General features: G+C 63.6%; 17 protein-coding genes and 7 pseudogenes. 15 read left to right on the forward strand and 9 right to left on the reverse strand.

The genetic code is table 11. The features are described from left to right. Positions 1-5: 5 nt before the first annotated feature. The 5 genes and pseudogenes from G3436_RS28715 to G3436_RS03035 form a co-directional block, all read right to left on the reverse strand. A pseudogene (locus G3436_RS28715) lies at positions 6-1,047 on the reverse strand (AbrB family transcriptional regulator). Then, positions 1,040-2,553 (reverse strand): annotated as a pseudogene (locus tag G3436_RS03020) (tripartite tricarboxylate transporter permease). The pseudogenes G3436_RS28715 and G3436_RS03020 overlap by 8 nt, the downstream one beginning before the upstream one ends. A gap of 1 nt (position 2,554) precedes the next feature. Next, on the reverse strand, positions 2,555-3,013 hold the full coding sequence (locus G3436_RS03025; protein WP_163941129.1) for a tripartite tricarboxylate transporter TctB family protein: 459 nt from the start codon (positions 3,011-3,013) through the stop codon (positions 2,555-2,557). 111 nt (positions 3,014-3,124) lie between these two features. Then, positions 3,125-4,103 (reverse strand): annotated as a pseudogene (locus G3436_RS03030) (Bug family tripartite tricarboxylate transporter substrate binding protein). Positions 4,104-4,138: 35 nt separating this feature from the next. Continuing rightward, a pseudogene (locus G3436_RS03035) lies at positions 4,139-5,427 on the reverse strand (OprD family porin). Positions 5,428-5,630: 203 nt separating this feature from the next. On the opposite strand from G3436_RS03035, the pseudogene G3436_RS03040 reads away from it, so the two are divergent. Further along, positions 5,631-6,301, forward strand: a pseudogene (locus G3436_RS03040) (response regulator). Further along, a complete protein-coding gene (locus tag G3436_RS03045; RefSeq protein ID WP_163941133.1) occupies positions 6,294-7,676 on the forward strand; it encodes a sensor histidine kinase in 1,383 nt (460 codons plus the stop codon). Before G3436_RS03040 ends, G3436_RS03045 begins: the two are co-directional and overlap by 8 nt. On the opposite strand, the gene G3436_RS03050 is transcribed toward G3436_RS03045, so the two are convergent. Further along, the gene (locus G3436_RS03050) at positions 7,677-8,483 is read right to left on the reverse strand and encodes an HDOD domain-containing protein (RefSeq protein WP_163941135.1); all 807 of its coding nucleotides are present in this window, start codon (positions 8,481-8,483) and stop codon (positions 7,677-7,679) included. Positions 8,484-8,545: 62 nt separating this feature from the next. Beyond that, positions 8,546-9,487, reverse strand: coding sequence for a CAF17-like 4Fe-4S cluster assembly/insertion protein YgfZ (gene ygfZ / locus G3436_RS03055; RefSeq protein WP_163941138.1), 942 nt, complete (start codon positions 9,485-9,487; stop codon positions 8,546-8,548). Positions 9,488-9,621: 134 nt separating this feature from the next. Between ygfZ and G3436_RS03060 the strand changes: the two genes are divergently transcribed. Continuing rightward, on the forward strand, positions 9,622-9,876 hold the full coding sequence (locus G3436_RS03060) for an FAD assembly factor SdhE (RefSeq protein WP_163941142.1): 255 nt from the start codon (positions 9,622-9,624) through the stop codon (positions 9,874-9,876). Then, positions 9,860-10,312, forward strand: a complete 453-nt coding sequence (locus G3436_RS03065) for a protein YgfX (RefSeq protein ID WP_163941145.1) — start codon at positions 9,860-9,862, stop codon at positions 10,310-10,312. Before G3436_RS03060 ends, G3436_RS03065 begins: the two co-directional genes overlap by 17 nt. Here the strand turns inward: G3436_RS03065 and nadB are convergent. Beyond that, positions 10,281-11,897 (reverse strand): L-aspartate oxidase, encoded by a 1,617-nt coding sequence (nadB, locus tag G3436_RS03070; RefSeq protein WP_163941149.1) that lies wholly within the window; start codon positions 11,895-11,897, stop codon positions 10,281-10,283. The genes G3436_RS03065 and nadB overlap by 32 nt on opposite strands. Positions 11,898-12,349: 452 nt before the next feature. On the opposite strand from nadB, the gene rpoE reads away from it, so the two are divergent. The 4 genes and pseudogenes from rpoE (at position 12,350) to G3436_RS03090 (ending at position 16,213) form a co-directional block, all read left to right on the forward strand. Beyond that, positions 12,350-12,931 carry an RNA polymerase sigma factor RpoE/AlgU gene (gene rpoE / locus G3436_RS03075; protein WP_010220971.1) on the forward strand — a complete coding sequence of 194 codons (582 nt, stop codon included), beginning with the start codon at positions 12,350-12,352 and terminating at the stop codon, positions 12,929-12,931. Positions 12,932-12,962: 31 nt separating this feature from the next. Beyond that, positions 12,963-13,556, forward strand: coding sequence for a sigma-E factor negative regulatory protein (locus G3436_RS03080; protein ID WP_163941151.1), 594 nt, complete (start codon positions 12,963-12,965; stop codon positions 13,554-13,556). A gap of 12 nt (positions 13,557-13,568) precedes the next feature. Continuing rightward, positions 13,569-14,533 (forward strand): annotated as a pseudogene (locus tag G3436_RS03085) (MucB/RseB C-terminal domain-containing protein). Positions 14,534-14,833: 300 nt separating this feature from the next. Further along, positions 14,834-16,213 (forward strand): DegQ family serine endoprotease, encoded by a 1,380-nt coding sequence (locus G3436_RS03090; protein WP_420801168.1) that lies wholly within the window; start codon positions 14,834-14,836, stop codon positions 16,211-16,213. Positions 16,214-16,267: 54 nt separating this feature from the next. Here G3436_RS03090 and G3436_RS03095 read toward each other — a convergent pair whose 3' ends face one another. Beyond that, on the reverse strand, positions 16,268-17,506 hold the full coding sequence (locus G3436_RS03095) for an NHL repeat-containing protein (RefSeq protein ID WP_163941157.1): 1,239 nt from the start codon (positions 17,504-17,506) through the stop codon (positions 16,268-16,270). A gap of 180 nt (positions 17,507-17,686) precedes the next feature. On the opposite strand from G3436_RS03095, the gene lepA reads away from it, so the two are divergent. The 7 genes and pseudogenes from lepA (at position 17,687) to pdxJ (ending at position 23,692) form a co-directional block, all read left to right on the forward strand. Next, entirely contained in the window at positions 17,687-19,486 is a 1,800-nt protein-coding gene (lepA, locus tag G3436_RS03100; protein ID WP_163941160.1) for a translation elongation factor 4, read from the forward strand. Between the two features lie 5 nt (positions 19,487-19,491). After that, a complete protein-coding gene (gene lepB, locus G3436_RS03105) occupies positions 19,492-20,346 on the forward strand; it encodes a signal peptidase I (protein ID WP_163941162.1) in 855 nt (284 codons plus the stop codon). A gap of 96 nt (positions 20,347-20,442) precedes the next feature. Further along, positions 20,443-20,583 (forward strand): hypothetical protein, encoded by a 141-nt coding sequence (locus tag G3436_RS03110; protein WP_163941165.1) that lies wholly within the window; start codon positions 20,443-20,445, stop codon positions 20,581-20,583. After that, a complete protein-coding gene (rnc, locus tag G3436_RS03115; RefSeq protein WP_163941167.1) occupies positions 20,580-21,269 on the forward strand; it encodes a ribonuclease III in 690 nt (229 codons plus the stop codon). The genes G3436_RS03110 and rnc overlap by 4 nt, the downstream gene beginning before the upstream one ends. Beyond that, positions 21,262-22,164: a GTPase Era gene (gene era / locus G3436_RS03120; RefSeq protein ID WP_163941170.1), complete on the forward strand. Its 903-nt coding sequence runs from the start codon at positions 21,262-21,264 to the stop codon at positions 22,162-22,164. The genes rnc and era overlap by 8 nt, the downstream gene beginning before the upstream one ends. Positions 22,165-22,221: 57 nt before the next feature. Then, a pseudogene (gene recO / locus G3436_RS03125) lies at positions 22,222-22,904 on the forward strand (DNA repair protein RecO). A gap of 44 nt (positions 22,905-22,948) precedes the next feature. Then, positions 22,949-23,692 carry a pyridoxine 5'-phosphate synthase gene (gene pdxJ / locus G3436_RS03130; protein ID WP_163941173.1) on the forward strand — a complete coding sequence of 248 codons (744 nt, stop codon included), beginning with the start codon at positions 22,949-22,951 and terminating at the stop codon, positions 23,690-23,692. Positions 23,693-23,739: the final 47 nt, after the last annotated feature.

Raw genomic sequence — 23,739 nt, forward strand, 5'->3', positions numbered from 1 at the left:
TTTTTTCAGGGTGAAGTGGACGTGCGTTCGGCGGTCCAGTGCCGGAACAACGGCTCGGCCAGAAACAGCACAAACAGCAGGCGCATCACTTGCAGTGCGGTCACCAGCGGTACCGAAAGCTGCAGGGTTTCGGCGGTCAGGCTCATCTCGGCGATGCCACCGGGCATCATGCCCAGGGTCAGCGAGCGCAGGTCGAGCTGGGTCAGCACGCTCAGGGCCCACGCCGCCAGGCCCGCCAGCAGCATGGTCAGCGCCGTGGCGATCAGGGTGCGGCCCAGGAACGACGGTGCACGCCGGAAGAACGCCCGGTTGAAATGGCAACCCAGGCCACTGCCGATCAGCCACTGGCCGACCTGGCTGGCACGTCGGGCAGGCCGGTGTGCAGGTCGGCGCCAAGGCTCGCTACCGAGGCTACCAGCAACGGCCCGAACAGCCAGGGGTTGGGTTGCTTGAGACGCTGCCAGAGCAGCGCCGCCAGTACCCCCAGCGGCGCGATCAATGCCAGCCAGTGCCAGTCTACCGCCCCGGCATGGCTCAAGGGCACGCCGTCACCCAGCACAAACTTGAACGCTGCCGGTACGCACAGCACCACCGCCAGTACCCGCAAGCTTTGCCCGGCCGCGACCCGGCTGAGCACTGCGCCATTGCGCGCGCCCAGGTTGACCATCTCGCCCGAACCGCCCGGCATGCTTGAGAAGAACGCCGTTGCGCGGTCTTCACCGGTACGCAGCAGCAGCCACACGCCGATCACGCTGGACACACTGGTGAACAGCGCGCCAAAGAAGATCAGGCCGAAATGGCTGGCGACCTGCTCGATGACCTGGGGGGTAAAGTGCAGGCCGATGCCGATGCCGATGATCCACTGGCCGCATTTGCGTCCGTTGGGGATTTCTGCGATCTGCCACGGGGTCAGGCAGCGTACCAGGATGATCGCCAGCAACGCGCCGACCATCCACGGCAACGGCAGCCCACCAGGCTGGCCAGGTACCCGCCGGCCAGGCCGACCAGCGGTGTAGCCCACCACTGTTTTAAGGTGGTGTCAGACATCGGCCAGGGCACGACGCTGGGCACTGCGGCGACGCCAGATACGCAGCAGCGGCAAGGTCAGCATCAGCGCCACCAGTGCCCACACACCCATGCTGATCGGGCTGGCCCAGAGGATCTCCAGCGCGCCGTTGGAAATCGACAGCGCACGGCGCAGGTTCTGCTCCATCAGGCCGCCGAGAATGAAGCCCAGCAGCAGCGGTGACAGCGGGAAGTCCAGCTTGCGCAGGATGTAGCCGAAGATACCGATGCCGATCATCAGGAACAGGTCGAAGGTGGTGGCGTGCACCGCGTACACGCCGATGGCGGTAATGATCGCGATCACCGGCACCAGCGCCCAGTTCGGCACCGCGAGGATGCGGGTGAACAGGCGTACCATCGGGATATTCAGGATCACCAGCATGATGTTGGCGATGAACAGCGAGGCGATCAGGCCCCAGACGATGTCCGGCTGCTGTTCGAACAGCATCGGGCCGGGGGTGATGTTGTACAGGCTCAATGCGCCGATCATCACGGCGGTGGTGCCCGAGCCCGGTACACCCAGGGTCAGCATCGGCACCAGGGCGCCGCAGCAGGAGGCGCCGATGGCGGTTTCCGGGGCGGCCAGGCCGCGCTTGTCACCTTGGCCGAAGGTGCGCTGGCGCCCGCCAGGCGTTTTTCGGTCATGTAGGCCACGGCACTGGCCAGGGTTGCGCCGGCGCCCGGCAATACCCCCATGAAGAAGCCCAGCAGGCCGCAGCGGATGTTCACCACGAACACCGAGGCCGCTTCCTTGAAGTTGAACAGCATGCGTCCGGTGGCTTCCACGGCCTTGTGGCCGTGGTGGGTCTTCTCCAGCAGCAGGAGGATCTCGCTGATGGAGAACAGGCCCAGTACCAGCACCACGAACTGGATGCCGTCGGTCAGGTGAATGCTGTCCCCGGTGAAGCGGTACACGCCGCTGTTGGCATCGATGCCCACGGCCGAGAGAAACAGCCCGATCAATGCCGCGATGAAGGTCTTGAGCGGTTTGTCGCCGGCCATGCCGCCCAGGGCGACGATGGCGAACACCATCAGCACGAAGTACTCTGCCGGGCCGAAGGCGATCGCCCACTTGGCCAGCAAGGGCGCGAACAGCACCATGCCGCAGGTGGCGATGAAGGCGCCGATGAACGAGCTCCATGCCGACAGCGACAGGGCCACGCCCGCCAGGCCCTTGCGCGCCATCGGGTAGCCGTCCAGAGTGGTCATTACGGTAGAGGCTTCACCCGGAATGTTGAGCAGGATCGAGCTGATGCGCCCGCCGTACTCGCAGCCCAGGTACACCGCGGCCAGCAGGATCAGTGCCGACTCCGGCGGCAGGCCCAGGGCGAAGGCGATGGGGATCAGCAGCGCCACGCCGTTGATCGGGCCCAGGCCCGGCAGCAGGCCGACCACGGTGCCGATCAGCGTGCCGCACAGGGCGGTGACCAGGTTGTAGGGGCTCAGGGCGACGCCGAAGCCCTGGCCGAGGTAGCTGAAAGTATCCATGTCAATTCTCCAGAACGTCGAGCAGGCCCAGGGGCAGGGGCACATCCATGGCGCGGTCGAACAGCAGGTACAGGGCGATGCTCATCAGCCCGACGATCACCGTGCTGGGTAGCCAGCGGCCGCCGTACAGGCGCGCCATCGGGATGCCGATCAGGGTGCTGCTGAGAATGAAGCCGAGCGGTTCGAACGTGGCGGCGAACACCAGCAGCAGGCCGATACACAGGCCGATCTTGGTCAGGGTTTCGCGGTCCAGTTCCGGTTCATCGTCCTTGCGCACGATGGGGGCCGGGCGGATGGCCATGTACAGCAGCGCCAGGCCCATCAGGCCGAGCATCAGCAGGGGGTAGGCACGCGGGCCGACCGGTTCGTAGGAAAACGCGGCCTGGTAGGGCCAGGCCATGATCGCCAGGGCCACACAGGCTGCCAGCAGGGTCAGGGCGAAGAGGCGTTGCAGGATCATAGAGTAATCCTCAAGGTGAAAAATGGCGGTGCGGCCATTCGCTGGCAAGCCAGCGCCCACAAGGACGGCGGTGCCCCTGGGGGAGCCGGCTTGCCGGCGAAGCTTCTGGGGTTACTGGATCAGCCCGAATTCCTTGGCCAATGCCTTGTAATCCGCCACCTGCTTCTTCACGTATCCATCCAGTTCTTCACCGGTCATCGCGAACGGAAACAGCTCGCGCTGGTCGCGCAGCTTGGCAAACTCTTCGGAGGCCAGCAGCGTGTCGAACGATGCCTTCCACCAGGCGTAGTCTTCGTCGCTCACCTTCGGCCCCAGGTAGAACCCGCGCACCACCGGCCAGACGATGTCGTAGCCCTGTTCCTTGGCGGTAGGGATATCCTTCATCTCCGGTTCGTCCAGGCGCTCGGCAGAGAACACCGCGAGCAGACGCATGTCGCCGCTCTGGATGTGCGGCATGGAGTCGGAAATGTCGGTACTGCCCACCTGGATATGCCCGCCCAGCAGCGCCGTGGCGATTTCACCGCCACCTTCCAGGGCCACATAGCGCAGGTCGCGCGGGTCGATCCCGGCCGCTTGGCAATCAGTGCGGTCTGCATCCAGTCCTGGCTGCCGACGGTGCCGCCCGAGCCGATCACTACCTTGCTCGGGTCCTTTTTCAGTGCCGCGACCAGGTCGTCGAGGGTCTTGTAGGGCGAGTCCTTCTTCACCGCGATGGCCCCGTAGCTGGTGCCTACCGCTGCCAGCCAGCGCACCGCGTTCTCGTCGAAGCGGCCGAACTTGCCCTGGGCCAGGTTCAGCAGCGAACCGCTGGACCACGCCACCAGGGTCCCGGCATCGGCCGGCGCTGGGCTACCACGGCGTTGTAGGCCACCGCCCCGACACCGCCGGGCATATAGGTCACGCGCATCGGCTTGCTCAGGATCTTCTCGTTGAGCAGGGCGCTCTGCACCAGTTTGCAGGTCAGGTCGAAGCCGCCGCCGGGGGATGCCGGGGCAATGCACTCGGGGCGCTTGGGTTCAGCGGCCAGGACGTTGCCGGCCAACAGCAGGCAGCCGGTGGCAAGGGCCAGGGTACGCAGTGAAAAAGTCATCGTCAGTCTCCGTGAACATTGTTGTTATAAGCGGATTACCAAAGCGCCACGCTGTAACTCACCAGCAGCCGGACTTCGTCGGCGTCGCGGGAGAAGTTGGAGCGGAAGGTGGCGTTACGCAGGCGCACGGCGACGTTTTTCAGGGCGCCGCTTTGTACTACGTATTTGAACTCGGTGTCGCGTTCCCATTCCTTGCCTTCGCCACCGGCCGCGCGGCTGACGTTGTCGCCACTGAGGTAGCGGCTCATGAAGCTCAGGCCGGGGACGCCGAGCTTGCCGAAGTCATAGTCGTAGCGCGCCTGCCACGAGCGTTCGTCGGCCTGGGCAAAGTCGTTGATCTGCACGAAGTTGACCAGGTACGGGTCGGCGCCATCGACATACGGGAACGCGCTGTCGCCCGACATCTGCTGGTAGCCGGCGCTCAGCTTGTGGCCGTTGAGGGCGTAGCTGAACAGGCTGCTGAGCGAGGTGTTGTCGATCTTGCCGCCGCGGGCCTGGCCCTGGTCGTCGCTGAACGCCAGGCGCACGTCCGCGCCGACGGTGCCCGGGCCCCAGGGCTGGGTCGCGAGCAGGCCGACGAAGTGCTGGCGGTACACGTCGTCGAGCTGTGCGAAGTGGTAGCTGCCGGTGATGCGGTCGGTGAACTTGTAGTCCACGCCGGCCATGTCGAAATGGTTGCCTTCAACGGTGCCCAGAAAGCGGCTGTTCTTGTTGTTGAGGGCAATGTCTTCCTTGTTGGTGTCGTTGCGGTCCTTGGTCTTTTCCAGGCGCCCGCCGGTGAAGGTCAGGTGCTTGATCTCCTGCGAAGTCAGCAGCCCGCCCTCGAAGGTTTGCGGCAGGATGCGCCCGTCGTTGGGCTGCAGGGTCGGCGTTTCCGGGATCAGCGTGCCGACCTTGAGTTCGGTGGCCGAGACCTTGACCTTGCCGGTCAGGCCGAGCTTGGCGTACTCGTCGGCGGCGCGCCCGTCATCGTGGGTCGGCAGCAGGCCGGTGCCGGTGCGGCCCCGGCCCGAGTCGAGCTTGACCCCGAGCATGCCCAGGGCGTCGACGCAAAACCGACGGTGCCCTCGGTGTAGCCAGACTCCAGGTTGAGCATGAAGCCCTGGGCCCATTCCTCGCGCTTGGACTGGGAGGTGCTGGGTTCATTGTGGAAGTCGCGGTTGAAGTACATGTTGCGGGTTTCGAAGGTGGCAGTGCTGTCTTCGATGAACGCGGCCTGGCTCAGCGGGGCAACGCCGGCAAGGGCGAGGGCACTGGCAATGGCAGAGGGGCGGGTGTGCAGACGACGGATAGGCGCAGGCGCCTGAGGCTGGGTGGACAGCATCGTGGAGTAACTCCGTTATTGTTCTTATTTGGGGTCGAACACTTCGGTTCGATCAACGGCATGCGCAACAGGCCGTAGGGCGATGCTAGGGGCTCAACCTTTCGCTAACCTTTCAGTGGTCTTTCAATCGCGCGGTGACTTCACAGGCGCCCGTCGCGCGGTAAACTCCGCGCCACTGAATGCGACAAGACCGGGAGAAATCGATGCGGGTACTGCTCGTCGAAGACCATCTGCAACTGGCCGAAAGCGTGGCTCAGGCCCTCAAGAGCACCGGCCTCACGGTGGATGTGCTGCACGATGGCGTGGCCGCCGACCTCGCGTTGGCCAGCGAGGAGTACGCCGTGGCGGTGCTTGACGTGGGCCTGCCGCGCATGGACGGTTTCGAGGTGCTGGCGCGCCTGCGCGCCCGCGGCAAGACGCTGCCGGTGTTGATGCTGACCGCACGCAGTGACGTCAAGGACCGCGTTCACGGCCTGAACCTGGGCGCCGACGATTACCTGGCCAAGCCGTTCGAACTGACTGAGCTGGAAGCGCGGGTCAAGGCCTTGCTGCGCCGCAGCGTGCTGGGCGGCGAGCGCAGCAGGCTTGCGGCCCGCTGGTGTACGACCTGGATACCCGGCGCTTTACCCTGGGTGAGGAACTGCTGACGCTGACGTCCCGCGAGCAAGCCGTGCTGGAGGCGCTGATTGCGCGTCCGGGCCGGGTGATGAGCAAGGAGCAACTGGCGGCGCAGGTGTTTGGCCTGGATGAGGAAGCCAGTGCCGACGCCATCGAAATCTATGTGCACCGGCTGCGCAAGAAGCTCGATGGCCAGGCCGTGGCCATTGTCACCTTCCGCGGGCTCGGCTACCTGCTTGAGCACCGTGATGCGTGACGCTGGCAGCCTGCGCGGGCGGCTGCTGTGGAACCTCGCGCTGCTGCTGGTGGTGTTGATGCTGGCCAGCGGCCTGAGTGCCTACTGGAACGGGCGCGAGGCCGCCGACACAGCCTACGACCGAACCCTGCTGGCGTCGGCGCGCACCATCGCCGCGGGCCTGTCGCAACGTGACGGCACGCTCAGTGCGGATGTGCCGTATGTGGCGCTGGACACCTTCGCCTACGACAGTGCGGGGCGCATCTACTACCAGGTCAACGATATCCATCAGCGCCTGATCTCCGGCTACGAGAACCTGCCGCCACCGCCGCCCAATACCCCACGCACCGACGATTATCCCGCGTTGGCACGCTTTTACGATGCGCGCTACCTGGGCCAGGACGTGCGCGTGGTCAGCCTGTTGAAGGCGGTGAGCGAGCCGAACATGAACGGCATGGCGGAAATCCGCGTGGCCGAAACCGAAGAGGCGCGGGTGCGCATGGCGCGCAGCCTGATGGCCGATACGCTGCTGCGCCTGGGCATGCTGGCGCTGGGTGCGCTGTTGCTGGTGTGGTTTGCGGTCAGCGCGGCGTTGCGTCCGCTGGAGCGGCTGCGCGGGGCCGTGGAAGAGCGCCAGCCCGACGACCTGCGGCCGCTGCCGGTGGTGCAGGTGCAGCGCGAGCTGGGGCCGCTGGTGCATGCGTTGAACCACTTTACCGAACGCCTGCGTGGCCAGTTCGAACGCCAGGCGCAGTTTATCGCCGATGCGGCCCATGAGCTGCGCACGCCACTGGCGGCGCTCAAGGCACGCGTCGAGCTGGGCTTGCGTGCCAAGGAGCCGCAGGTATGGCGCCAGACCCTGGAGTCGGCGGCACTGGGCACCGACAAGCTTACCCACCTGGCCAATCAGCTGTTGTCGCTGGCGCGGGTCGAAAACGGCGCGCGTGCAATCGCCGAAGGCGGCGCACAGTTGCTCGACCTCAGCCAACTGGCGCGTGAGCTGGGCATGGCCATGGCTCCGCTGGCTCATGCGCGGGGCGTGGCGCTGGCATTGGAGGCCGAAGCGCCCGTGTGGGTGCGTGGTGAGCCAACCCTGCTCAACGAGTTGTTGAGCAACCTGGTGGACAATGCCCTGGCGCACACGCCGATCAACGGCAACGTGATCTTGCGCGTCAGCGCGCCTGGGGTGCTGGAGGTCGAAGACGATGGGCCAGGGATTCCCGTCGATGAGCGTGAGCGGGTGTTCGAGCGGTTCTATCGGCGCAGTGCGCAGGGCACTGGCCTGGGCCTGGCGATCGTCGGCGAGATCTGCCGCGCGCACCTGGCACTGATCAGCCTGCATGACGGCGAAGGTGGTGGGCTGAAGGTGCGCGTCAGCTTCAGCCCGGTGGCCTGATCAGCCGCGGAACATGTGCTTGGCGCCCATCAGCTCGCTCAACTGCAGCTGGGTGTTGGCCGGCAGGTTCAGGTGGCGCAGCGCCGGCAGGCGGCTCAGCGCGTGCTCGTTGCCATCGCTGAGTGCGCGGGCGATCTGCACGATGTCGACGTAATCGACCTTGTCGGTGCAGCGCTCCAGGTCCTGGGCCTTGCTCGGCAGGGCCGCCAGTTGCTCGGGAAACTCCCACACACTGAGAATCTTGTCGCCCAGTACGGGGTGTATCAGGTCGATCACATGGTTGAGGCAGACCGGGTCGGAGAGCAACTCGTTGTGTTCTTCGGCATAGGTCAGCACCGGCAGCGCACCGATCTGGTGGACAAGCCCGGCAAGCGCGCCCTGATCGGGTTTGAGCTGGGTGAAGCGCAAGCATAATTCATAGCTGATGCCTGCGACTTCAAGGCTTTTTGCCCAGATTTCGCGCATTTTCTGCTCAACCACTTCAGAGCGTGCGTGGAAGATCTGCTCGATCACCAGGCCGATGGCAAGGTTGCAGCTGTAGTTGATGCCCATGCGCGTGATGGCCGTCTGCAGGTCGGTGACCTCTGTGGCGGCGCGCAGCAGCGGGCTGTTGACCACCTTGATCAGGCGCGCCGACAGCGCGGCATCGCGCCCGATCACCTTGCTCAGGGTGCTGACGCTGATCTCGCTGTCTTCGGCCGCCTCGCGGATGCTCAGGGCGACTTCCGGCAAGGTTGGCAGCACCAGATCATCGTTGTCGATGGCGGTGAGCAATTGTGCTTCAACCCTCTGGGCCAGCGTGTTCATCGTTGATTCTCTAGCGCATTCAGGGTGGGCTCCACCGCAATGGCGCGGCGGGGCAGGTTGGCTCAGCGCTGGATTTCGCGATCGCGGTCCAGTTCGTAAGGCAGTGTCAGCAGTGCCAGGCGCGGGCCATCGGGACTGCCCAGGTGCAGGTTGTCATCTGCCACGGCGTCGGCGCTCAGCACCGCCAGCAGCTCGCTGCCTGACGGTGCACGGGCTGCCAGTACCACCTCGCCTACCGACGAGGCGTGGGTGGGCGAGAAGATTTCGCTGCCGGGCGCCGGTGCTGGCGTGTCGGCCAGTGCCAGGCGATACAGGCGACGCTTGAGCTTGCCCAGGTACTGCATGCGCGCGACGATTTCCTGGCCGGTATAGCAGCCTTTCTTGAAGCTCACGCCACCTACTGCCTGCAAATTGATCATCTGCGGAATGAATAGTTCGCGGGTCGGCGCCATCACCTGGCCGATGCCGGCACGTATCTGCCCCAGCAGCCAGTCGTCGAGCTCCGCGGTGGGCAGCTGTGCCTGCAGGTGCGCCTGTACGGCCTCGGCCTGTGCGGCCGGTACCCACAGCTCGACCCGTGCAGGCGATACCGCGATGGCCAGCAGGTCGGCGTGGCGGGCCACTGCGTCGGTCTGTGCCGGTGGCTCCAGGCCGAGTGTGCGCAACGCCGGGTCGCCCTGGTACAGGCCAAAGCGTACCCACTCGGCGCTGTCGTCGGTGAGCTTGGCCTTGGAGAACACCGCGTACTTCTTCAGGTCTGCCAGTTGCGCCTCGAGCAGCCCGCTGGCCATGGCCAGCAGGTAGCCGTCGGCGTGCTGCACGATGCGAAAGCTCGACTGCATGCGGCCCTTGACCATGCAACGGGCGCCGAGGCTGGCGGTGTGCTCGTTGAGGTAGTTGATATTGCAGGTCAGTTGACCTTGCAGAAACTTGCCGGCGTCAGAGCCGCGGACGGCGAGGACGCCCTCGTAAGACAGGGGGCAGAAAAATGCGGAGTCGGCCATGGGTCATCGCAGGTAATCAAGACTGAGGGCCATCATAGAGTGCTGTCGGCAAAATAGGTAGCTGGGCTAGACCAACGCCTTGTACGGTGGCCGCGCGCGGCCTGTATACTGGCGGCCAATTTGAGGAGGGCTCCATGGTCGAACAAACTGAACTCAACCGGCTCTTCTGGCATAGCCGCCGCGGCATGCTGGAGCTGGACGTATTGCTGGTGCCGTTTACCCAGGAGGTGTACGCCACCCTGAGTGAAACCGACCGCGAGCTTTATGTGCGGTTGCTGAGCTGTGAAGACCAGGACATGTTCGGCTGGTTCATGGAGCGCAGCGAGTCCGACGACCCGGAGCTGCAGCGCATGGTTCGCATGATCCTGGACCGTGTCCAGCCCAAGTGAGCAGTTCGCGTGCCACTGGCGGGGCTCTCGGGCCTTGCTGGTGGCCTACCTCGTGTGCCAGGTGCTGGCGCTGGTTGCATTGAGCCTGCTGGCGATCCCCCTGTCGTTGGCCCTGCTTGGGCTGAGCGCGTGCGCAGCACATGGTTGCTGGGTGTTGCCGCGGCATATCCTGTTGAATCACCCGCGCGCCGTCACCGGCCTGCGTCGCGACCCGTTCGGCTGGCAGCTGTTCAGCGTGGCGGGAGGCTGGCAGGCAGTGCAGCTGTGCCGTGACAGCCTGGCCCTGCCGGGGCTGGTGATCGTGCGCTATCGCCAGCCAGGGCAGTGGTTCAGTCGCAGCCTGTGCATCGGCGCTGATGCGCTGGAGCCAGTGCAGCACCGGCGTCTGCGTGTGCGGCTCAAGTTCAGTCGGCGTAGGTGGGTGGCTGCAGGATAGTGTCGTGCGCCACGGGCAGCATGTCCGGGTAGTCCAGGGTGTAGTGCAGACCCCGAGATTCCTTGCGCTGCATCGCCGAGCGAATCATCAGTTCGGCTACCTGGGCCAGGTTGCGCAGTTCGATCAGGTCGCGGCTGACCTTGTAATTGCTGTAGAACTCGTCGATCTCGTCCAGCAGCAGGCGCACCCGGTGCTCGGCCCGTTGCAGGCGCTTGCTGGTGCGCACAATACCCACGTAGTCCCACATGAAGCGGCGCAACTCATCCCAGTTGTGCGCGATGATCACGTCTTCGTCCGAATCGGTGACCTGGCTTGCGTCCCAGCATGGCAGCGCTTCGGGCATGTCCACGCTGGACAGCTTGGCGAGGATGTCGGTGGCGGCCGAGCGGCCATACACGAAGCATTCGAGCAACGAATTGCTGGCCATGCGGTTGGCGCCGTGCAGGCCGGTGAAGCTGGTTTCGCCGATCGCATAGAGGCCTGGCACGTCGGTCAGCCCGTGGTCATCGACCATCACCCCGCCGCAGGTGTAGTGCGCCGCCGGCACCACCGGGATCGGTTGGGTGGTGATGTCGATGCCGAAGGTCAGGCAGCGTTCATAGACGGTGGGGAAATGGCCTTTGATGAACTCGGCGGGCTTGTGGCTGATGTCCAGGTACACGCAGTCGGCGCCCAGGCGCTTCATTTCGTGGTCGATGGCGCGGGCCACGATGTCGCGCGGGGCCAGTTCGGCGCGCGGATCGAAACGCGGCATGAAGCGCTCGCCGTTGGGCAGCTTGAGCAGGGCGCCCTCGCCGCGCAGGGCCTCGGTGATCAGGAAACTCTTGGCCTGCGGGTGGTACAGACAGGTGGGATGGAACTGGTTGAACTCCAGGTTGGCCACCCGGCAGCCTGCACGCCAGGCCATGGCAATGCCGTCTCCGCAGGCACCGTCGGGATTGCTGGTATAGAGGTACACCTTGGCTGCGCCGCCGGTGGCCAGCACGGTAAAGCGTGCGCCAAAGGTGTCGACCTCGCCGCTGGCGCGGTTGAGCACGTAGGCGCCCAGGCAGCGCTCGCCCGCCTGGCCCAGGCGTCGTTGGGTGATCAGGTCGACGGCTACGCGCTGCTCCAGCAGTTCGATATTGGGGCGTTGGCGGGCTTGTTCCAGCAGCGTGGTGAAGATCGCTGCGCCTGTTGCATCGGCAGCATGGATGATGCGTCGGTGGCTGTGACCGCCTTCGCGGGTCAGGTGAAACTCGAAACTGCGCTCGTCCACGCCTGCGTGCTCGTCACGGGTGAACGGTACGCCCTGGTCAATCAGCCACTGGATGGCTTCGCGGCTGTGCTCCACGGTGTAGCGCACTGCGTCTTCATGGCACAGCCCGCCACCGGCATTGAGGGTGTCTTCGACGTGGGACTGCACGGTGTCGGTGTCGTCGAGTACGGCGGCGACGCCACCCTGGGCCCAGAACGTCGAGCCGTTGGCCAGGTCGCCCTTGCTCAGTACGGCAATGCGCAGGTGCGCGGGCAGGTTCAGGGCCAGGCTGAGGCCGGCGGCACCGCTACCGATCACCAGAACATCATGTTGGAATTGTTGGCTCATGTCAGGGATATCCGAGCGAGGCGACCACTAGTATAAGGACGGGGGTATCGGCACAATAGTCAGGCGTTTATGGCATTGTGAAACTATCGTGAATCTGGGTGGGTTGCCTTTATAGCAGCCTCAAGGCCCTGATATCCATGGCGTACGTGATGCCCTGTTTGTTCAGGTGTGGGAACTTTCCTGGAACGCCACGTATCCATAGAAGGTTGTCTGCACGCCAGGGGCGGCGTGGCCACGGTAGGCGAGGGGCCGTTATCGGCACTGCCCACTGACACGATGATCAGACTATTGACGCAGCCGGCCGTGTCCGCGCTGCGTTTTTCGTGCGGGCCGACCAAGGGCCGCAGGAAACTTGCTTGGAGGGGAGAACTTTTGCGAAAAGCCCGAGTCTATGGTTGCAAGCCTGAACGATGGCCAATGCAGCGCTCCTCCAGGCTTACCGAGGAGTGTTCATGCTAACCCAGGAAGAGGATCAGCAGCTTGTCGAGCGCGTACAGCGTGGCGACAGGCGAGCGTTCGATCTGTTGGTGCTGAAGTATCAGCACAAGATTCTCGGGTTGATCGTGCGTTTTGTGCACGACACCCATGAAGCCCAGGACGTGGCACAGGAAGCGTTCATCAAGGCTTACCGTGCGCTTGGCAATTTTCGTGGTGACAGTGCGTTTTATACCTGGCTGTACCGCATTGCGATCAACACGGCGAAGAACTATCTGGTGTCACGCGGTCGTCGGCCGCCAGACAGCGATGTGAGTTCCGAGGATGCGGAATTCTATGATGGCGATCATGGGCTCAAGGATCTCGAGTCTCCAGAGCGCGCGCTGTTACGGGATGAAATCGAGGGCACCGTCCACCGAACCATCCAGCAGCTGCCAGAAGATTTGCGTACGGCGTTAACTTTACGTGAATTCGATGGTCTGAGTTACGAAGACATTGCGAGCGTCATGCAGTGTCCGGTGGGTACCGTGCGCTCTCGAATCTTCCGCGCTCGGGAGGCCATTGATAAAGCCCTGCAGCCGTTGTTGCAGGAAACCTGAGACAGCGGCGACAGCCAAGAGAGGAACCGCCATGAGTCGTGAAGCTTTGCAGGAATCGCTGTCCGCGGTGATGGATAACGAAGCGGACGAACTGGAGTTGCGTCGGGTACTGAGTGCCGTCGACGACAATGAAACACGTGCTACCTGGTCGCGTTACCAGGTTGCTCGCGCAGCAATGCACAAGGAACTGCTGCTGCCGCAGCTGGACATCGCTGCAGCCGTCAGCGCCGCACTGGCCGACGAAGCTACCCCGGTCAAGGTTGCCCGCGGTCCATGGCGCAGCCTGGGTCGTCTGGCCGTCGCTGCCTCTGTCACCGTGGCCGTACTGGCCGGTGTACGCCTGTACAACCAGGATGAGATCAGCGGCGCCCAACTGGCCGCGCAGCAGCCTGCGCAGCACGGCCTGACACCACAGGTGCAGGGCCCGGCCGTATTGGCAGGCTATAGTGAAGACAGTACCGAGCAAGCCACTGGCCCGATGGCCAACGGCGTGCTGCAAGGCCAGAGCGGCTGGCAAGACCAGCGTCTGCCAGGCTACCTGCGTCAACATGCCCAGGAAGCGGCAGTGAAAGGGACTGAAAGCGCTCTGCCTTATGCCCGTGCGGCCAGCCTGGAAAATCGCTAAGTAAGGAGGATCATGCGAGCGCTACCTCTACTACCGCTTTTGCTCGGTGGATGCTTGTCGGTGCCAGTGCTGGCCGCCAACTCCTCGACCGACGCTGCAGACTGGTTGAACCGTCTGGCCAAGGCCGAGCAGCAGCAGAGTTATCAGGGTACTTTCGTTTACGAGCGTAACGGTAGCTTCTCTACCCACGATATCTGGCATCGGGTGCAGGCTGGCAAAGTCCGCGAGCGGTTGTTGCAGCTCGACGGCCCGGCCCAGGAAGTCGTGCGGGTCGATGGGCATACCCAGTGCGTAAGCGGGACCTGGCGCCAGGGGTAGGCAACGCGGCGCAATCATCGGCGCGTGTGCTCGATCCTTTGAAACTGATGAACTGGTACGACCTGAGTGTGGCGGGGCGCTCCCGTGTTGCCGGCCGCGAAGTGGTGATCATCACCCTCCGGCCGCGTGACCAGCACCGCTACGCCTTCGAATTGCACCTGGATCGCGAGACCGGCTTGCCGCTCAAGTCGTTGTTGCTCAACGACAAGGAGCAACTGCTCGAGCGCTTCCAGTTCACCCGGCTGGACACCGCCGACGCCCCTGACGATGCCCAACTGCAGGCCAGCGGCAATTGCAAGCCGGTTGTCCAGGCGGCTGAGCGGGTAACCGAAGCGGCGGCAGGGTGGCGTTCGGACTGGTTGCCGCCAGGGTTCGAACTGGTCAACAGCTCGGTGCGCAAAGACCCGCAGAACAAGAGCACGGTCAGCAGCCTGATGTATGACGATGGTCTGGCGCGCTTCTCGGTGTTCCTGGAGCCGCTGGCCGGCAGCGATGTTACCGACACCCGCACCCAACTGGGCCCCACGGTGGCAGTTTCGCGCCGGTTGACCACGCCCAAGGGCGATGTAGTGGTCACGGTGGTCGGTGAAATACCGATTGGTACAGCCGAACGGGTCGCCCTGTCGATGCGTGCCCAAGATGCCCAGGCCAGTCAATGATGAACCATCGCTGAGGCGTGGATGAGGAATCGGCCGTCAAGGCATAGACATGATTCGTAAGCCTTCGAGTTTGCAAAATCACTCAGAATTATCTATAGGTCAGTCCTTTCGGGGGCTGGCCTTTACTGCTGTTGCAGCATCAAGAATGCCGATCCACCGAGCCTGGTCTCATCCTTCACCGGGTGTCTCCGGGCTTTGTGCGTTGGCAGGTCCCTACTGCTTAACCACGCTCGTTGTGACGGGAGCCGTATGTCAATACCTCGCTTGAAATCCTATCTGTCGGTGTTCGCCGCCGTGCTCATGCTCGGTCAGGTGCTTGACGCCCAGGCCGAAGCCTTGCCTGATTTCACCACGTTGGTCGAGCAGGCCTCGCCGGCGGTGGTGAATATCAGTACCAAGCAGAAACTGCCGGATCGCAAGTACGCCGCGGGCCAGATGCCTGACCTGGAAGGCTTGCCGCCGATGTTCCGCGAGTTCTTCGAGCGCAACATGCCGCAAACCCCGCGCTCGCCGCGTGGCGACCGCCAACGTGAGGCACAGTCGCTGGGTTCGGGTTTCATCATTTCTGCCGACGGCTATATCCTCACCAACAACCACGTGGTGGCCGATGCCGACGAAATCATCGTGCGCCTGTCCGATCGCAGCGAGCTGCAGGCCAAGCTGGTTGGCACCGACCCGCGTACCGATGTGGCGCTGCTGAAGGTCGAAGGCAAGGACCTGCCGATCGTCAAGTTGGGCGACTCGGCGAAACTCAAGGTGGGTGAGTGGGTGCTGGCCATCGGTTCGCCATTTGGATTCGACCACTCGGTGACCAAAGGTATTGTCAGTGCCAAGGGCCGTACGCTGCCCAACGATACCTACGTTCCGTTCATCCAGACCGACGTGGCGATCAACCCCGGCAACTCCGGTGGCCCGCTGTTCAACATGAATGGCGAAGTGGTCGGCATCAACTCGCAGATCTTCACCCGCTCCGGTGGCTTCATGGGCCTGTCGTTCGCCATCCCGATCGATGTGGCACTGGATGTTTCCAACCAGTTGAAGAAAGACGGCAAGGTCAGCCGCGGCTGGCTGGGCGTGGTGATCCAGGAGGTCAACAAGGACCTGGCCGAATCGTTCGGCCTCGACAAGCCGGCCGGTGCGCTGGTGGCCCAGGTGCTTGAAGACGGCCCGGCAGCCAAGGGTGGCCTGCAGGTGGGTGACGTGATCCTGAGCATGAATGGTCAACCGATCGTCATGTCGGCCGACCTGCCGCACCTGGTCGGTGGCCTGAAAGATGGCGCCAAGGCCAAGCTGGACATCATCCGCAACGGCAAGCGCCAGAACCTGGACGTGACCATCGGCGCACTGCCTGATGAAGATCAGGAAGTGACCACCGGTGCCAACGGCGGTGTCGAGCGCAGCAGCAACCGCCTGGGCGTATCGGTCGCCGACCTGACCGCCGAGCAGAAAAAGGCCCTGGAACTCAAGGGCGGCGTGGTCATCAAGGAAGTGCAGGACGGTCCTGCGGCGCTGATCGGGCTGCGTCCGGGCGACGTCATCAGCCACCTGAACAACCAGGCCATCCTGTCGGCCAAGAGCTTTACCGAAATCGCCAAGGAGCTGCCGAAGAACCGTTCGGTGTCGATGCGCGTGCTGCGTCAGGGACGTGCCAGCTTCATTACCTTCAAGCTGGCTGAGTAAGCAGCGATGAAAAAGCCCGACGCCAGTGCGTCGGGCTTTTTCATGGGCGATGGCTCAGTTGCGAAATTTTGCCAGCAGCCCGACGAAACCTCCTGGCCCCCTGCCGTTGAACGCCAGCAGCGTGGCAGAGGGTGATAACGCGCTGATGGCCATGCTGCGGTCGTTTGCGATGTCGAGGTGGGTAAGCCCATCCTCGCCAAATGCCTGGTCCAGGCGCCCGTCGGTGGTGTAGCGTGCAAGGTGTACAGCGTAGCGTGAGGCGTGGCCGGCAACGACCAGCTTGCCATCGGCGTGCAAAGTGGCTGCCTGCCATTCATCCCTCGAGTCGACACTGAAGGTCACCACGGCCGGATTGCCGGCGTTGAACGTAGCGTCAATCGTACCGTCGCCGATGAACTGCCAGACCATCGCATTGGCGTGCTCTGGCTGGGCATGGGGCAGATGCCCGACGACCGTCAATCGGCCATCGGGCCGCTGCAGCAACTGATTGAAGGCAATATCGCGGTCCAGCCCCGGTGCGCTGTAGACCTGGAACGCATCCTGCTCACCAAAGCTCAGGTCGGGGGTGCCGTCATCATGGAAGCGCGCAATGAAGCCTTGAGAGCGTTGCTCGTCGGTTTTCAGCGTGCCGGCGACCAGGAAGGTGCGGTCCTGCTGGATGACCGAGGTGACGAAAACTTCGTCCGCACCATGCGCGATATCGATCCAGGCAGCGCTGGCGAAGCCCGGTTCGCCCTGCAGGCCCAGGCGATAGAGGCGGGCATGGTTTCGCCCGCACGGTGCCTGGGTGTTGACACTGATCAGCACATGATCGGTGCCGGCGTGCAGCGTGCTGGCATGCAGTAGCAGATTGTGCCCGGCGGGCATGTCGAGGGACTGGTAGCAGTAGGGCGCGTTGTAGTGATTGTCCGGGCTGCCATCCTCCAGGAAGTGCGCCAGCAGTGGGGTGAACGGTTTGTCCGCGCTTTGCATCCAGCCCACCACCCACAGGCTGCCGTCGGGCGCGATGGCGATGGTCTCGGTACCGGAAACCGCCTGCGGGCGAAAGGTGCCGAAGACCAACCCTGCGGCGCCGAAGCTCGGGTCAAGCTGGCTGTTCTCCAGGAAACGGGCCATTGCATAGCGAGCTTCCAGGTTTTCGGTGGTCATGGCGCTGACCAGCATGTGGTCTTCGTAGGCTTGCAGGCCGGTGACGAAACGGTCCTGGTCGGCAAAGACCGGCAGCGCTATCAGGCCATCCTCGCCAAACGTCGGGTCGAGGCTTCCGGGGCCATCCTGCTGATGTTTTTTCATGATGTTTCCTCCATGACGGCCCTTGACGTTACGGCCCGCTCGCCCTGCGGGCTACTGGCATAAATATCAGGCTGGATGAAACTGCGGCGGGCGGGCGTGGCGGCTGGCCCGTGCATAAGGTACAATTCCCGGCTATTTTTCGGCGGGCGTTCGCCCCGCAGCCTTTTTGAGTGTTGACCCGTGAGTGATTTGAGTCATATCCGCAATTTCTCCATCATCGCCCACATTGACCATGGCAAGTCGACCCTGGCCGACCGTTTCATTCAGATGTGCGGTGGCCTCACTGCGCGCGAGATGGAAGCGCAGGTACTCGATTCCATGGACCTCGAGCGCGAGCGCGGGATCACCATCAAGGCCCACAGCGTTACCCTTTATTACAAGGCGAACGATGGCGTCACCTACCAGCTGAACTTCATCGATACCCCGGGCCACGTCGACTTCACCTATGAAGTCAGCCGCTCGCTGGCCGCCTGCGAAGGCGCGCTGCTGGTGGTCGATGCCGGCCAGGGCGTAGAGGCGCAGTCGGTCGCCAACTGCTATACCGCCATCGAGCAGGGCCTTGAGGTCATGCCGGTACTGAACAAGATGGACCTGCCACAGGCCGATCCGGACCGCGTCAAGGACGAGATCGAGAAGATCATCGGCATCGACGCCACCGACGCCGTGGCCTGCAGTGCCAAGAGCGGCATGGGCGTGGACGAGGTACTCGAGCGCCTGGTGCAGACCATCCCGGCGCCAACCGGTGACATCGAGGCGCCGCTGCAGGCGCTGATCATCGACTCCTGGTTCGACAACTACCTGGGCGTCGTGTCCCTGGTACGCGTACGCCATGGGCGGGTCAAGAAAGGCGACAAGATCCTGGTCAAGTCCACTGGCAAGATTCACCTGGTCGACAGCGTGGGTGTGTTCAACCCCAAGCACACCGCCACCGCCGACCTCAAGGCCGGCGAAGTGGGCTTCATCATCGCCAGCATCAAGGACATCCACGGTGCACCGGTAGGTGACACCCTGACCTTGAGCAGCACCCCGGACGTCGAAGTGCTGCCGGGCTTCAAACGCATCCAGCCGCAGGTATATGCCGGCCTGTTCCCGGTCAGCTCCGAAGATTTCGAGGATTTTCGTGACGCCCTGCAAAAACTGACGCTGAACGACTCGTCGCTGCAGTACCTGCCAGAGAGCTCCGACGCGCTGGGCTTCGGCTTCCGTTGCGGCTTCCTCGGCATGCTGCACATGGAGATCATCCAGGAGCGCCTGGAGCGCGAATACGACCTGGACCTGATCACCACCGCGCCAAGCGTGATCTTCGAGGTCAAGCTCAAGACCGGCGAAACCATCTACGTTGACAACCCGTCGCGCCTGCCGGATGTGTCGTCGGTCGAGGATTTCCGCGAGCCGATCGTCGCCGCCACCATCCTCGTGCCGCAAGAGCACCTGGGCAACGTCATCACCCTGTGCATCGAGAAGCGCGGCGTACAGCGCGACATGCAGTTCCTCGGTTCCCAGGTGCAGGTGCGCTACGACCTGCCGATGAACGAAGTGGTGCTGGACTTCTTCGACCGCCTCAAATCCACCAGCCGCGGCTACGCGTCGCTGGACTACCATTTCGATCGGTATCAGTCGGCCAACCTGGTCAAGCTCGATGTACTGATCAACGGCGACAAGGTCGACGCCCTGGCGTTGATCGTGCACCGTGACAACGCGCACTACAAAGGCCGCGCGTTGACCGAGAAGATGAAGGAACTGATCCCGCGGCAGATGTTCGACGTGGCAATCCAGGCCGCCATTGGCGGGCAGATTGTGGCGCGTACCACTGTCAAGGCGCTCAGAAAGAACGTACTGGCCAAATGCTACGGTGGTGACGTAAGCCGTAAGCGCAAGCTGTTGGAAAAGCAGAAGGCCGGTAAAAAACGCATGAAACAGGTCGGCAACGTGGAAATTCCACAAGAAGCCTTCCTCGCCGTGCTCAGGTTGGATAGTTAGGTCCTATGTCACTAAATTTCCCGCTGTTGCTAGTCATCGCCGTTGCCATCTGTGGGCTGCTGGCTCTGGTCGATCTGGTGTTTCTGGCACCGCGTCGGCGCACTGCGATCGCGTCCTATCAGGACAGCGTCGAGCAGCCCGAGATGCGGGTGCTGGAGCAGTTGAACAAGGAGCCGTTGCTGGTCGAGTACGGCAAGTCGTTCTTTCCGGTGCTGTTCATCGTGCTGGTGCTGCGCTCGTTTCTGGTCGAGCCGTTCCAGATCCCTTCGGGTTCGATGAAGCCGACGCTGGAAGTGGGCGATTTCATCCTGGTGAACAAGTTCTCCTATGGTATTCGCCTGCCGGTGATCGACCAGAAGGTCATCGAGGTGGGTGACCCGCAGCGTGGCGATGTGATGGTGTTCCGCTACCCGAGCGACCCGAACGTCAACTACATCAAGCGCGTGGTCGGCCTGCCGGGCGACCAGGTACGCTACACCAGCGACAAGCGCTTGTTCGTCAACGGTCAGCCGATTGCCGAGCAACTGGTCGGCAGCGAGCCGGGTACCCTGGGCAGCGCCGAGCTGTACAAGGAAAAACTGGGCGAGGCCGAGCACCTTATCCGCAAGGAGATGAGCCGCTACCGCATGCCGCCGGATCAGCAGTGGGTAGTGCCTGCCGGGCATTACTTCATGATGGGCGACAACCGTGACAACTCCAACGACAGCCGCTACTGGGATGACCCAAGCATTCCCAAGGAGCTGCTGGGCATGGTCCCGGACAAGAACATCGTCGGCAAGGCCTTCGCCATCTGGATGAGCTGGCCGGAGCCTAAGCTCAGCCATTTCCCGAGCCTTTCGCGGGTAGGTCTGATCAAGTAACACCACAGCGGCGCTGTCCTTGGGACAGCGCCGAATGCTTTTCTGGCATAGGCTGTACAAGGGCGTCCACAAGACGCGCCCGGCCGCACGTCAGGCATGAACCAAACCGTCTTTCAGGATTTGCATTTGAACAACGCGTTAACCCCGAAGGCCCTGAGCCCGATTGAACTGTGTGAGCCCGGCGCTACGGCGTCGCTGCTGAAAATCGACCACGAACAGCGCGTGGGTACACTGTGAGCGTTTCCTTGAGCCGCCTCGAGCGCCAGCTCGGCTACACCTTCCAGAACCAGGAGCTGATGCTGCTGGCCCTCACGCACCGCAGCTTTGCCGGGCGCAACAACGAACGGCTGGAGTTCCTGGGCGATGCGATCCTCAACTTCGTCGCCGGTGAGGCGCTGTTCGAGCGTTTCCCGCAGGCCCGCGAAGGCCAGCTGTCGCGTTTGCGTGCGCGCCTGGTCAAGGGCGAGACGCTGGCCGTGCTGGCCCGTGGTTTCGACCTGGGCGAGTACCTGCGCCTGGGCTCGGGCGAGCTCAAGAGCGGCGGGTTCCGACGTGAATCGATCCTGGCCGACGCCCTTGAGGCCCTGATTGGTGCGATCTACCTGGACTCGGACATGCACACCGCGCGTGACCGGGTGCTGGCGTGGTTGGCCGGCGAGTTCGAGAGCCTGACCCTGGTCGATACCAACAAGGACCCGAAAACCCGCCTGCAGGAGTTCTTGCAGTCGCGTGCGTGCGAACTGCCCCGCTACGAAGTGGTGGATATTCAAGGTGAACCCCATTGCCGGACGTTTTTCGTCGAATGCGAAGTGACCCTTTTGACTGAAAAAAGCCGAGGGCAGGGCGTGAGCCGGCGTATCGCCGAGCAGGTCGCGGCCGCCGCAGCACTGATCGCCCTGGGCGTGGAGAATGGCAATGACTGAACAGAACACTACCCGTTGCGGCTACGTCGCCATCGTCGGCCGCCCCAACGTGGGCAAGTCGACGCTGCTCAACCACATCCTGGGGCAGAAGCTCGCGATCACCTCGCGCAAGCCGCAGACCACCCGTCACAACATGCTCGGGATCAAGACCGAAGGTGACGTGCAGGCGGTCTATGTCGACACCCCCGGCATGCACAAGGGCAACGAGAAGGCGCTCAACCGCTACATGAACCGTACCGCCTCGGCGGCGTTGAAAGACGTCGACGTGGTGATCTTCGTGGTCGACCGCACCAAGTGGACCGACGAAGACCAATTGGTGCTGGAGCGTGTGCAGTACGTGCAGGGCCCGGTGATCCTGGCCATCAACAAGACCGACCGCATCGAGGACAAGGCCGAGCTGATGCCGCACCTGCAATGGTTGCAGCAACAGCTGCCAAACGCCGAGATCGTGCCGGTCTCGGCCCAGCATGGGCACAACCTCGATGCTCTCGAAGCGCTGATCGCCAAGCACCTGCCGGAGAACGAGCACTTCTTCCCGGAAGACCAGATCACCGACCGCAGCAGCCGCTTCCTGGCCGCCGAACTGGTACGCGAAAAGATCATGCGTCAGCTGGGTGCCGAGCTGCCGTACCAGATCACCGTAGAGATCGAAGAGTTCAAGCAGCAGGGCAAGGTCCTGCATATCCATGCGCTGATCCTGGTCGAACGTGATGGCCAGAAGAAGATCATCATTGGCGACAAGGGCGAGCGCATCAAGCGTATCGGCACCGAGGCGCGCAAGGACATGGAGCTGCTGTTCGACGCCAAGGTCATGCTCAACCTGTGGGTCAAGGTCAAGGGTGGCTGGTCCGACGACGAGCGCGCCCTGCGTTCGCTGGGCTACGGCGACCTCTGATTGCCCCTGCCTGCCACCGTCCGGTGGCGGGCCTTCTTCTTCTGCGAAGCACTGATCATGGACTTGCCAGACGGCCAACCGGCCTTCGTGCTGCACAGCCGGGCCTACCGTGAAACCAGTGCGCTGGTCGACTTCCTTACCCCGCAAGGTCGCCTGCGCGCCGTACTGCGCCGTGCGCGTGGCAAGGCCGGCAGCCTGGCCCGCCCGTTTGTGCCGCTGGACGTGCAGTTCCACGGGCGCGGCGAGCTCAAGAACGTCGGGCGCATGGACAGTGCCGGGGTGGCGGTGTGGCTCAATGGCGATGCGCTGTTCAGCGGGCTCTACCTCAATGAGTTGCTGATCCGCCTGTTGCAGGCTGAAGACCCGCACCCGGTCATGTTCGAACAGTACGCCGCGACCTTGCAGGCGCTGGGCGCCGGGCGGCCCCTGGAACCCTTGCTGCGAGCGTTCGAATGGCGCCTGCTGGACGAACTGGGTTACGGCTTTGCGCTGGACCACGACATCAATGGCGAGCCACTGCAGGCGCACGCCTTGTACCGGCTGCAGGTCGATGCCGGCCTGGAGCGGGTGTACCTGGTGCAGCCGGGGCTGTTCAGCGGCGCACAACTGCTGGCCATGGCCGACGCCGAGTGGTCGGTGCCGGGTGCACTGGGGGCCGCCAAGCGCTGATGCGCCAGGCATTGGCGGTACACCTGGGCGGTCGCCCGCTGGTCAGTCGGGAACTGTTTCGCAAGCCTTGATCACGACGTATGCTGTGAGGCTCAATTTTCAGGAGAGTCTTTTCGTGACCACCAGCAACCGCATCCTCCTCGGCGTGAACATCGACCACGTGGCGACCTTGCGCCAGGCCCGCGGCACGCGCTACCCCGACCCGGTCAAGGCCGCGCTGGACGCCGAAGAGGCGGGTGCCGACGGCATTACCGTGCACCTGCGCGAAGACCGCCGGCATATTCAGGAACGCGACGTGCTGGTGCTCAAGGACGTGCTGCAGACGCGCATGAACTTCGAGATGGGCGTGACCGAAGAGATGATGCTGTTTGCCGAGCGCATTCGTCCGGCGCACATCTGCCTGGTGCCCGAGACACGTCAGGAGCTGACCACCGAAGGTGGTCTGGACGTGGCGGGGCAGGAGGCGCGGATCAAGGCGGCGGTGGAGCGCCTGTCGCGATTGGGGTCTGAAGTGTCGCTGTTCATCGATGCCGACGAGCGCCAGATCGAGGCCTCGCGCCGGGTTGGCGCGCCGGCAATCGAGCTGCACACCGGGCGCTATGCCGATGCGCAGACCCCGGCCGAGGTGGCCGAAGAGCTCAAGCGTGTAGCCGATGGCGTGGCGTTTGGCCTGGCCCAGGGGCTGATCGTGAATGCCGGGCATGGCCTGCATTACCACAACGTCGAAGCGGTGGCGGCGATCAAGGGTATCAACGAGCTGAACATCGGCCATGCGCTGGTGGCGCATGCGTTGTTCGTGGGCTTCAAAGGTGCGGTGAGCGAGATGAAGCAACTGATTCTGGCCGCCAGCACCCGCTGAGACCGTAGTGCTCCCTTCGCTGGCAAGCCAGCTCCCACAGGCACCCC

The sequence above is a fragment of the Pseudomonas brassicae genome (genome assembly GCF_010671725.1).
GTDB classification, from domain to species: Bacteria; Pseudomonadota; Gammaproteobacteria; order Pseudomonadales; family Pseudomonadaceae; genus Aquipseudomonas; species Aquipseudomonas brassicae.